Origin of the sequence: Streptomyces sp. NPDC005728 (assembly GCF_040630895.1) — a bacterium.
GTDB lineage: Bacteria > Actinomycetota > Actinomycetes > Streptomycetales > Streptomycetaceae > Streptomyces.
Genome location: NZ_JBEXYL010000175.1, coordinates 1 through 10,225, shown reverse-complemented (window position 1 = coordinate 10,225; position 10,225 = coordinate 1). Strand labels below are relative to the sequence as shown.

Sequence of the window (10,225 nt, the reverse complement as noted above, 5' to 3'; positions counted from 1 at the left end):
CCGCGTTCGTGGCCGGGCAGATGCGTACCCTGCGTGGGCCGCTGCGCGTCCTGTGGCTGCGCCGTCTGATCGTGACGTGGCTGATGGATACGGTGAACATCCTCTCCACCTACCTCACCGCTCCCGTCGCGCTGCCGCTGCCCGAGCACGCCCGAGCCGTCATCGACCGGGCCGAGGCCCTGTGCACGCTGCTGGACCTGGTCAGTGCCCCTCTCGCGGCCGGAGCCGATCCGGATGCAGCCTGGCGGCTTGCCCTGCGGACTGTGCCCCGGGCGGCGGCCCGGTGACCGGCCACGCGGTCGGCATCGTCGGAGCCGGCGCCATCGGTCAGACCGTCGCCGCGCTCCTCGTCGGCGAGCCCTGGTGTGACCGGCTGCTGATCACCTCCCGAACGGGCGAGAGTGCCGCTGGTCTGGTCGCTGATCTGGATGACATGGCCCACGTCGGCGGCATCGGTACTCGCGCGCAGGTGGTCACCGCCGCTGAGCTGGACCAGGCGGACGCCGTGGTGATGTGCCCCCGTGCCCCATTCACCAACACGGCGACGAGCAACGTGCGTTTGGCCGGACTCGCCGCGAACGCTCCCCTGATCGCCGAACTCGGCCGCACCCTGACCGGCTACACGCGCCCCGTGGTCATGGTGACCAACCCCGTGGACGTCCTCGCCCGCCAGTTCGCCACGATCAGCGGCGCCCCCACCTACGGCATCGGGTCGGCGACCGACACCGCCCGCTACCGCGCCGCGCTCGCCGCCCATCACCGCGTGCCCGTCGAAGCGGTGGACGGGTACGTGATCGGCGAACACGGAGACGGGGCGGTCATCTGCGCCTCAACCACCACCGTGCACGGCGCCCCGTGCACGGTGCCCCTGGACCTGGTCCGCGCCGAACTCACCGACCGCCCGCGCCGGATCAACGCCGGGATCGGCCGCACTCGCCACGGACCTGCGGCCGCCGTCCTCTCCGCGCTCCGGCATCTCCTCGCCGAGCAGGACGGAACCGACGTGCTGTCCGTCAACCGCGGCGGCGTGTGGCTCGGAATCCGGTTGCGCATCAGCGCCGGCCAGCCGACCGTGCACCCGCTGACGCTGGATGAGGCCGAGACCGCCCAACTCCTCGCCGCCCGAACCAAACTCACCACCGCCTATCAGCAGATCGCACACGAAGAAGGAGCCCGCTCGTGCCTTTGAGCGCAACCCGTATCCAGGCCGACACCGCCACCGTCACGGTCGCCAGCCAGACTGAGGCGGTCACCGACTGGTCCGCCCGCTACTTCGGCCCCTGGTGGAACGCCTGTGCCGACGCCGCCCCGGGACCCGGCTCCCTCGCCGACGGCGGCGGCCTGGTCCTCGCCGACGTCGACCCGGGCCGCATGGACGACATCACCACCCTCATCACGGACTACGGCCACCAAGAGACCACCTACGCGAACACACGCACCCTCGTCTCCCGCCAGGACGGCATCACCTACGCCGTGCAGCCCGGCGAGCGAATCGGCTACCAGGCCGACGCCCGACGCCTGGTCATCGTCGGCGACGAGCCCGAACCGGTCGCCGTCGCCGCCGCCCGCCTGGCCCGCGAACTCGTCCGCGGACAGCTCATCGCCGGCGGCTGGACCGTCCTGCACGCCTCCGCCGCCACACTGGGCGGGGACGCTGTCCTGACCCTGGGCGACAAGGGAGCCGGCAAGACCACCACCGGCCTCCTCCTCGCCCTGCGCGGGTGGGGGCTGCTGGCCAACGACCGCGTCTTCGTCCGCCCCGAGGCCGACGGCCGCGTGCGGGTGCTGCCGTGGCCGTCGGCCGCCGCGCTCGGCCTCCTCGATGCGACCGGCCTGTACGACCAGGTACGGGAAAGGATTCTCGCCGGCGGACAGCTCCACCCCACCCAGCACCCCACGGTGACCCGCGCCCTCATGGACGGCCGCCGCGAGCCGCTGTGGCGCGAGGACGGCAAGGAGCTCAAGCCCCAGCTCTTCCCCGACCAACTCGCGTCCTGGCTCGGCCTCACCCTGACCACCCAAGCCCACGCAGCCGGACTCCTCTTCCCCACCATGGACCCCGAAGCGACCCCCGCCCTTGCCGACAACGACCGGCACCTCACCGGCGCGGACATCTTCAACGACCAGACCGAGGACCGCTACCCCGACATCTTCGGCCTGCTCCCCACCACCGCAACCAGCACGCAGGCCCTGACAGAGCACCTGTCCCGGCTGCCGCGCCGGTCGCTGATCCTCAGCCACGACACCGACGCGTCCACATCACTGCTGACCAAGACCGCCGAGGAGATCATCACCGCCCCCTGATCAGGCCGCCCAGGCCGCGTCGGAGACGGCCGATCACCGGCACCCGGCCGCAGCCATGTCCTCGGTCCGACTGCTCGCGCGGATGACGCCGGACCACCGCAACGGCATCCCCCGGCAGTCCGACGGCTCGGTCGGCTGGAGCTTGCCCGGCGCGTCTGCGCGTGTCTGGCCGGACGGCCGGATCGAGCTGCGCAGCACCACGGGCGCGGAGCTCGCCGGCCGCCTGGAGGACTCCGAGTGGGACCACTGGAAGGTGACCGCCGTAGCAGACGCAGGCCTGCGTCTGCTGTCCGACGGCACCGAGATCACCTTCAGTGGCACCACCGCCGATCAGAGCGACATGCCGGGCCATGACGTCAGCACTCATCACCCGGTCCAGGAGCACGGCAGCTGGCAGGCATCCCTGAGCGACGCCAACGGCGACTGTGGCGAGCTCTACGACTCCCACACGCGGAGCCTCCCGCACGAGGAGGACACGGGCGCACTGGTCGCCGCCATCCTCACCTGCGCCCGCGAGCACGGCGGCTCCGACCGAACCGTCGACCCCAACGACTGACCGACCCTGCGACGTTACCAGCGCGCCGAGCGCTGCCCCTCGGCCCGGCTTACACGTCCTCACCAGCAACTCCCTTGAAGGGAGCGTGACTTCGATGAGCCCCGCGATCCCCGTGCGCTGCCTTGCCCGCCCGCTGGCCGACGGACTGGTCGTGCCGTAGGTCTCCCTGATCCACAACGGGCACGCCGTCTTCGGCAGCCTTGACGCCGGCCGCGCCCACCGCGCCTTCCTGAACCGCCTGTGCCAGATCTGCTCCCAGCCCCTTGCGGAACGGTTCTTCGTAATCGTCCGCCCCGCCGACCAGCAGCAGCGCTACTCCCCCGAACCCGCGCTGCACCCGGAGTGCCAGCCCTACGCCGCAGCCCACTGCCCGATACTCAACGGCACCGCCACCCACTACCGCTCCCGCCCGGTGCTCGCATCCCATCCCGCGGCCCGCCCCTGAACCGACCCGTCCTGCCCGTGCCCCGAGCTCACTCCCAACAAAGGGCACACCACCCGCTGCGGACGACCCGCCGACCGGTACGAGGCATGGATGATCGCCGCCCGGAACTACCGGCTCGTCCCCCACCAGGACACGCCCGGCCTCCCGCTCGGGATCAGCCTGAACGTACCCATCCTGCGCAAGCGCACCCTGCGCGAAGCCGTCCTGCCCGCCGACCACGCCGCCCTGCTCGACCTGCTGCACACCGCCCTGGAACTGGAGCACCCCTAAGGACGACCTCCGCCAGCCCACCGCCACCTCCGAGTGCCTATGTACGGGAGAAGAGGGAGTCATTTGTTGACGGCTTTGTCCTTTGACAATGAAGTCAGTCGAGAGGCGGGGGCTGAGCTTCGGCGACTGTCTTGAGTGACCAAGCCTCGGCTGGTCAGGGCGTGCGGGTCACTCGCCCTGGCCGGCGCTTCCGACCGGGCCGACCTTCACCGGGGAGCCGGAGCCGTCCGTGACCGGCAGCGTGGCGGCGCCCGGCCAGTGGAGGGTGACCGACTTCGTCTCGTTCGGCGGGGTCACCACCAGCGCCGTGACACGGACGCCGGAACCACCCGACTTGCTGAACGGGTATTCGATGGGGAAGTAGATCGACTTTCCGTTCTTGAGGATGCTCGAGCTGGTCTCCTGGCCAGTGCGCTTCGCGGACAGTGATCCCGCGTTGGTCTTCAGGTCGACGCCCGCGTATCCGGAAATCACGCAGTCCCGACCGCCACGGTTCTTCAGCTCTACCACGACGGTCCGGTCGGGGTCGCCGTCGATGGTGTTGTCCTGCGCCGTGATCTCCAGCTCGTCGGTGCGGCACCGGCCAACACTGCTGTTCTTGTTGGAGCCGGCCCCGGCACCCGTACGCGTCCCGCTGGAGCTCGTCCCGGTGGAGTCCTTCGCGCCGCCCGGATCCGAACTGCCCGAACCCGAACCGCCGCCCGAGGAAGGCGCGGTGGGCGCGGACGACGGTTCGCTCTGTCCCGCGCCGTCAGCACCGTTCTGGCAGGCTGTGAGCGAGAGACCGGCGGCAACGGCCAGGGCGGCGAAGGTGAGCTTGTGAGCGCGCATCGTTTCGTCCTCAGTATTGGTTGGCGGTGACGGCCGCTCGGTACGGGTCGGTACGAGCGAGTGTTTCTGACCAACCACCAGGACCGGCCCAGTCCATGCACCGTTCCGCACGGCCACCTCCCAGAACATTCCTGTTACACGCACAGCCAGACGGAACACGCGCCATCACCGGGCGCACCGCACCGGGGCGCGCCGCCGACCAGCCGGGACGGCGGTTCCCGCTACCGCTCCGCACTGTTCGCGGCCACAGCCTGCCTGGGACAGACCCGTAACCCGACGGACCGCAACCGATTGCCTGCTCCCCTCAACCCACCTCGCCCGTACACGGAGCAGCAGCCCGGCCACGCCGCCGGCCCCGCACGACTAGGTTCACTGGCAAGGAAGCCGAAACGACTGGGTTCGCCGTCAAGCGCCTCGATTGGATGGCAAGGGACAGGCTTTGGGAATCACTGCGTAGCCCGGTCACTGATCAATGTCGATGAGTTCGGGAGTCACCGTCACGGTCCGGTCGCCCTATGGCAGCTGAGCGACTGCACCGCCATGCCGCTCAACAGGGTCGGACCGCCGTTGGCGGCCGTGCGATACCGGGGGATAGTCTCGCACCCGCATTGATCAACAACCGACACTCAACAACGGGGACTCACAGGCATGTCGACGCCTCCGCCGCAGTACCAGAATCAGCCGCCGTACGGGCAGCCACAGCCGCCCTACGGATACCCGCAGCAGCCACAGCCACAGCCACAGGCCCCGTACGGACATCCCCAGCAACCGCAGCCTCCCCGTGGGCCGCAGCGACCGCAGCCGGGCGGTCTGGGGCGGATGCTGAGGTCCGCCGTCATCGTCATCGCGGTGTTCGGCGCCCTCGGCTACTGGGTCTGGGACTACAACACCGATCCCAACGGCGGCAAGGCGAAGAAGGAGGCCGAGGCGGCATCGCACAACCCCACCATCGGCGACTGCGTCAAGGTCGAGGACCCTCAGGGCAGTCCGGTTCCGACGGTCGTCGACTGCGACTCTCCCGAGGCCGAATACAAGATGGGCGACCTGGTGGTCGCGGGCCAGCAGTGCGGGTCCGAGTACGACTACGGCATCAAGGTCACCCGCCGGGGCCGCGGCTCCACGATGTGCTTCACCAAGCTCTGAGTCTCTGATCCCGTTCGCGGCCGCCGTTCGCAGAAGCGGGCGGCGGCCGTGCGAGCACCTCGGGCCAATCGGTCTCCCTCCCGCGGGACGTCCGGAGCGTCTCACCCGGTATGCCGTCGAGTAGCTCGGCGAGTTCCGTTGCCGTGTCGGGAGCGCCGGCCGGCCACCAGGCGCCGGACTTCAGTCGGAAGGGATGCCGATCCTCCAGAGCGGTCGCAGGCCGTGGCATTCGCACCAGTGCCGGTACTGGCGTTCGGCGGCCTCCCAGCCCTTCTTCGACGCCTCGGTCTCCTTCCGTGGCGCAACGTTCTCCGACGGCACGGTGACCTTCAATGGCGCGACGTTCTCCGGCGCCACGGTCGCCTTCGCCAGCGCGAAGTTCTCCGGCGGCACGGTCTCCTTCCGCAGTGCAGCGTTCGCCGGTGCCAGGGTCTCCTTCCGCGGCGCAACGCTCTCCGGTGCCAGGGTCCTGTTCAGCAACGCAACATTCTCCGCCGGCATGGTGGAGTGCAGCGGCACTAAATTCGCCGACGGCGAGGTCACGTTCCGCGGTGCAACCTTCTCTGGTGCCAGGGACCTGTTCAGCAACGCAACGTTCTCCGGCGCCACGGTCGACCTGTCGACTGCGAGGGGGCGACCGCCATCGGGGCTTGTGCCGGCGTCTGAGAAGCCCCTGCCCGACGGGCTGATCCTGTCTCCCGAGTGGTACCCCGCGAAGGCCTGAGGCGGGGAGCTAATACGGGAACCATGAGGCTGCACGACCAGACTGCCGACGGCTACGCCTACCGCGCCGAACTGACCGCGTACATCGACGAGCCGGTCCTGTCCGGGGACCCGGTCCTGCGCCACGAACTCGACCTGCCCGACAGCTGGTTCGCCACGATCCACACGACACTGTTGGCCATCGCCGCCACCCCGACCGACCGCACGGCCGTACGCGAGGAATGGATCACCCGAGCCGTCCCCGAATACACCGGCCACCCCGCACCCAAGATCACGGAATGGGAGTGTGCGCCCGGAGACTTCCACACCGCCAACCTCACCGCACACGGCACCCTCCTCGACTGGGAAGGATGGGGCCTCGCCCCCCCCCCACGGCTACAACATCGCCATGTTCTACACCTACGCCCAACTCGCCCCGAACACCGCCGCACACATCCATCACCAGTTCGCCCCGCTACTCGACAGCACCACCGGCCGGGCAGCCCTCTTGGTGGTCTGCGCCGAACTCCTCCAATCCGCATTCCGCGGCGACCACCCCGAACTCACACCCAAACTCCGGGCCCTGGCCGACAGATCCGCGGTCACTTGAGCATCACGGCGTGCACCTGGCATCACACGCCGGCCTCGCGCTCCAGGCGCCAATCGATTTGCCATCGCTGTTGGCTCAAACGGCTATAAACTCCCGCTGCACTTGCTCCACATCAAAGGGGGGATTCCTTTGCGCGCACGTCTTGCTGTCCCGGCCCTCGCTGTCGCCCTGGCCGGCGTCTTCCTCAGCGCACCGACCGCTTCGGCGGCGACACTGCCGTCCACCAACACGGCCCACCACTGCATCCCTCACACCACCGGGGTGTGTGGCTGGACGCACCATCAAAGGCCCAAGGACAAGTACGAAACGGCGAAGTGCAAGGACGCCTCCCTGTCGTACTCGCGGCACTCGCAGGGCACCTGCTCGCACCACCACGGCGTGAGGTACTGGTTCAAGTAGATCGCCTCAACGCAGGTCGCCTTCCTCCCGCGCCCAGAGAAGGCGACCTGCCTGGACCCACTGCCGACCCGAGACCCAGAACATCCTGGGCTTCTAGGAGCCCCCGGGTCCCAGTCAGCGGGCCAAACGTAGCCACTCGTCAGAGGCACATCAGACCGCCGTCAGCACGTCCTGCCAAAGTTGTTCACGTGAACGGCGCGGGGACACCCCGAGGCCGGGAACAGGGAGAGGTGCCCGGAGTGGTTGATCGGGGACCAGCGAGCACGCCTCACGGTCGGGCCTCACGAGGCCCACGCAGGTTCGAATCCTGCCCTCTCCGCCAGTCAGGATGCCGCACCGCGCTCCAGCAGCACGCCCCGGGCGACACGATCACCCTGCCGGTCCGTGACGCCCTGGCGGCACTGACCGTCCAGGACGAGAGCCGCACCGGCTACAGCCGTGACAAGTTCAAGCACTGGACCGATGCGGACAAGGACGGCTGCAATACGCGGTCCGAGGTGTTGTTGTCCGCGGCCTTCAACGCCCCGGAGGTCGGGCCCGGTTGCACCCTGACCGGCGGCTCCTGGCACTCGCCCTACGACGACCAGTACTTCGACAACGCCCGCAAGCTCGACGTCGACCACCTGGTCCCCCTTGCTGAAGCCTAGGACTCCGGCGCCTCCGCCTGGACGGCGAAGGAACGCGAGCTCTACGCCAACGACCTCGACGACGAGCGTGCCCTGATCGCGGTCTCCGCCGCCTCCAACCGGTCCAAGGCCGACCAGGACCCGAGTACCTGGCTGCCCCCGTACGCCGGCTACTGGTGCACCTACCTCACCAACTGGGTCGCCGACAAAACCCGCTACCAGCTCACCATCGACCCCACCGAGCAGACCGCCCTCGCCGAACGTCTCGCCGCCTGCCCTGACCAGCCCATCACCGTCACCCTCGCCCGGTAGACGGACCTCGACCTGGCCGCCCCATTGGGCAGCGCAGCCGGCCAAGGTGCCCCGCCTTCATGCGTTCCCGCAGCGACCCGCTACCCAAGCCTGCGGGACAGCGCTGAAGGGCCCCAGGCCGACTACGGCTTGGGACCCTTCTTCGAAGACTCAGTCTGAATGTCAGCGCGTCCGGTCAACAGCTCCGGGCATGGCACTGGCCTGGGTGAGCACCACACGCTGTCACCGGCCTGCTCATGTGCGCCAGGCGGCCAGGCATCAGGCGGTCCAGCACTCGGCGGGGCCGGGGCGCGGTCAGTTGGTGCAGGTGTCGAGCATGGTCGACAGCGCCGACTTCTCCGCGTCCGTGGTGGTCAGCTTCCAGACGGACTTGATGTGCGTGTAGTCCTTGGCGTAGGTGCACCAGAAGGCGTGGTTGGTGGGCTTCCAGTCGGCCGGCCCGCTGTCGGACTTGGAGGAGTTGGCGGACTCCGAGGCGATCAGCAGCTGGGGGTCCTTGAGGTCGTTGCCGAAGTCCTTGCGCTGGTCCGCGGTCCAGGTGTCGGCGCCGGACCGCCAGGCTTCGGCCAGCGGGACCATGTGGTCGATCGTGGCCTGGGCGACGTTGGTGACGGTGGTGTCGTCGTAGACGGAGTACCAGGAACCGCTGGAGGGCTGACAGCTGCCCGGCTTGTCCTGCACGTCTTTGCCGTCACGAGCCAGAACCGCCTGGCGGGTGGTGCAGCCGCCCGGCTGGGTGGACCAGATGTCGAACTTGTCCCGGGCGTAGCCGTCCATCGAATGCGGAGCAGCCACGGCGAGCGCGGCCAGCTCCGCGCGTGCGGTTGCCGTGGAGGGTGGCGCGGGCGGCTCCGCGAGGGCCGGAGCGGCACAGACGCCTATCAGGAGCAGGCTGGTTGCGGGCAGGCCGTAGATGGCGCGACGCATGAAGTCTCCAATGATGGTGGGGGGTTGGAGATGCGCACACGAGAAAACCGCAGTCCTGGCACGGTTCGCTACGCGCGTTGACCAGATGCGACAACTCCCCCACGCCGCCTTCACCCCACGGTCACCCGCCGCGGCTTGGGCCGGCCCGGTGCGCCAGCCTGCAGACCGTCCCTCAGCTTCCACCGGGGCATGAGTTCGGCAAAGACCCTGACCAGGCTGGCTAGCGCCCCGTAACCAGCACGGTCGGTGCCCATTACGCCCGGCATGGACGAACTCGTCGATCCCGTAGCCGGCATGCCTGAACTGCACGAACCGCGTCTGCCTCTGTTCACTCTCTCGGAAGCACACGAGCTGCTAGGGCGTGTATCGGAAGTGGGTCTTGGAGCGGCTTGGTATCTGGGCATACAAGCTTGTCTCGCAAGATCGGCAGCGTTCGATGGGCAGGTACTGGTAGTAGTCGGCTGTGGCAGGAGACCTGTGGACCCCAGTGATTTCGATGGTCGGTGTGGCTGTAGGTGGTGCGTTGACGTATCTGACCCAGCGCACGACGCAGCGGGCAGCTGACCGGGCTGACGGACAAAGGCGGGCTGCGGCGCGGGCGGAGGAGCGACGTGCTGAGCAGATCAGGACCGTGCTGGAGTTCATCCGGTGCGCGCTGGAGGCTGAGGGCGTGGCGCATGCGAGGCCGCCCCGATGGGAGGTCGGTGATGACTGGTATGTGACGGCCAGGCCGGCGATGGACGGTCTTCGAATAGCCGAGAAGAGCATCGAGTTGCTGTGTGCCCCTGGCCTTCACTCACCGACGACCGCCTACGCCCGCGCCCTGAATCAAGCGGTCTGGCAGGAGCGTGACGAGGGGAACCTGGCGGAGCGCCTGGAGCCGTTCAAGGCGGAGTTTCTCGCCCTGGCACGCCGCAGTCTGACCTGACGCCGTCAGGTCACAGCCACTCGTTGATCGCAGCCACCAGTACGGTCGCCTCGTAGCGCACACCAAGCTTGTCGTACCTCGTGGCCACGGCCCGGTGCCCCTTGAGACTCTTAATGGGTTTCGTCAAGCAGCCTGAACCTCTGCGGATGCCTTCTCGCGCGGGTTGTACTCC

12 protein-coding genes and 3 pseudogenes are annotated in these 10,225 nt (G+C 68.8%); 12 read left to right on the top strand and 3 right to left on the bottom strand.

The features are described from left to right. From ABZ471_RS45865 to ABZ471_RS45845, 5 genes and pseudogenes are all read left to right on the top strand, one after another. Positions 1-287 (top strand): annotated as a pseudogene (locus tag ABZ471_RS45865) (hypothetical protein); the annotation flags it as partial. Next, on the top strand, positions 284-1,189 hold the full coding sequence (locus ABZ471_RS45860; protein ID WP_359075103.1) for a lactate dehydrogenase: 906 nt from the start codon (positions 284-286) through the stop codon (positions 1,187-1,189). The pseudogene ABZ471_RS45865 and the gene ABZ471_RS45860, both read left to right, overlap by 4 nt. Beyond that, positions 1,180-2,304: a hypothetical protein gene (locus ABZ471_RS45855; protein ID WP_359075102.1), complete on the top strand. Its 1,125-nt coding sequence runs from the start codon at positions 1,180-1,182 to the stop codon at positions 2,302-2,304. Before ABZ471_RS45860 ends, ABZ471_RS45855 begins: the two co-directional genes overlap by 10 nt. A 55-nt stretch (positions 2,305-2,359) precedes the next feature. After that, positions 2,360-2,860, top strand: a complete 501-nt coding sequence (locus ABZ471_RS45850; RefSeq protein WP_359075101.1) for a hypothetical protein — start codon at positions 2,360-2,362, stop codon at positions 2,858-2,860. A gap of 535 nt (positions 2,861-3,395) precedes the next feature. After that, a complete protein-coding gene (locus tag ABZ471_RS45845; protein ID WP_359075100.1) occupies positions 3,396-3,575 on the top strand; it encodes a hypothetical protein in 180 nt (59 codons plus the stop codon). Between the two features lie 168 nt (positions 3,576-3,743). On the opposite strand, the gene ABZ471_RS45840 is transcribed toward ABZ471_RS45845, so the two are convergent. Continuing rightward, complete coding sequence (locus ABZ471_RS45840) at positions 3,744-4,406, bottom strand: DUF4232 domain-containing protein (protein ID WP_359075099.1); 663 nt, start codon at positions 4,404-4,406, stop codon at positions 3,744-3,746. A gap of 819 nt (positions 4,407-5,225) precedes the next feature. Between ABZ471_RS45840 and ABZ471_RS45835 the strand changes: the two genes are divergently transcribed. The 5 genes and pseudogenes from ABZ471_RS45835 (at position 5,226) to ABZ471_RS45815 (ending at position 7,582) form a co-directional block, all read left to right on the top strand. Further along, positions 5,226-5,549, top strand: coding sequence for a hypothetical protein (locus ABZ471_RS45835; protein WP_359075098.1), 324 nt, complete (start codon positions 5,226-5,228; stop codon positions 5,547-5,549). A 193-nt stretch (positions 5,550-5,742) separates the two neighbouring features. Continuing rightward, positions 5,743-6,273: a hypothetical protein gene (locus tag ABZ471_RS45830; RefSeq protein ID WP_359075097.1), complete on the top strand. Its 531-nt coding sequence runs from the start codon at positions 5,743-5,745 to the stop codon at positions 6,271-6,273. 387 nt (positions 6,274-6,660) lie between these two features. Continuing rightward, positions 6,661-6,861, top strand: coding sequence for a hypothetical protein (locus ABZ471_RS45825; protein ID WP_359075096.1), 201 nt, complete (start codon positions 6,661-6,663; stop codon positions 6,859-6,861). Positions 6,862-6,990: 129 nt separating this feature from the next. Further along, positions 6,991-7,260 carry a DUF3761 domain-containing protein gene (locus tag ABZ471_RS45820; RefSeq protein WP_359075095.1) on the top strand — a complete coding sequence of 90 codons (270 nt, stop codon included), beginning with the start codon at positions 6,991-6,993 and terminating at the stop codon, positions 7,258-7,260. A gap of 224 nt (positions 7,261-7,484) precedes the next feature. After that, positions 7,485-7,582 (top strand): annotated as a pseudogene (locus ABZ471_RS45815). A gap of 1 nt (position 7,583) precedes the next feature. On the opposite strand, the gene ABZ471_RS45810 reads toward ABZ471_RS45815, so the two are convergent. Beyond that, positions 7,584-7,715, bottom strand: a complete 132-nt coding sequence (locus ABZ471_RS45810; protein ID WP_359075094.1) for a hypothetical protein — start codon at positions 7,713-7,715, stop codon at positions 7,584-7,586. Here ABZ471_RS45810 and ABZ471_RS45805 point away from each other — a divergent pair. Continuing rightward, positions 7,653-8,198 (top strand): annotated as a pseudogene (locus ABZ471_RS45805) (HNH endonuclease family protein). The gene ABZ471_RS45810 and the pseudogene ABZ471_RS45805 overlap by 63 nt on opposite strands. 294 nt (positions 8,199-8,492) lie before the next feature. On the opposite strand, the gene ABZ471_RS45800 reads toward ABZ471_RS45805, so the two are convergent. Beyond that, positions 8,493-9,125: an HNH endonuclease family protein gene (locus tag ABZ471_RS45800; RefSeq protein ID WP_359075093.1), complete on the bottom strand. Its 633-nt coding sequence runs from the start codon at positions 9,123-9,125 to the stop codon at positions 8,493-8,495. 487 nt (positions 9,126-9,612) lie between these two features. Between ABZ471_RS45800 and ABZ471_RS45795 the strand changes: the two genes are divergently transcribed. Continuing rightward, a complete protein-coding gene (locus ABZ471_RS45795) occupies positions 9,613-10,053 on the top strand; it encodes a hypothetical protein (protein WP_095932473.1) in 441 nt (146 codons plus the stop codon). Positions 10,054-10,225: the final 172 nt, after the last annotated feature.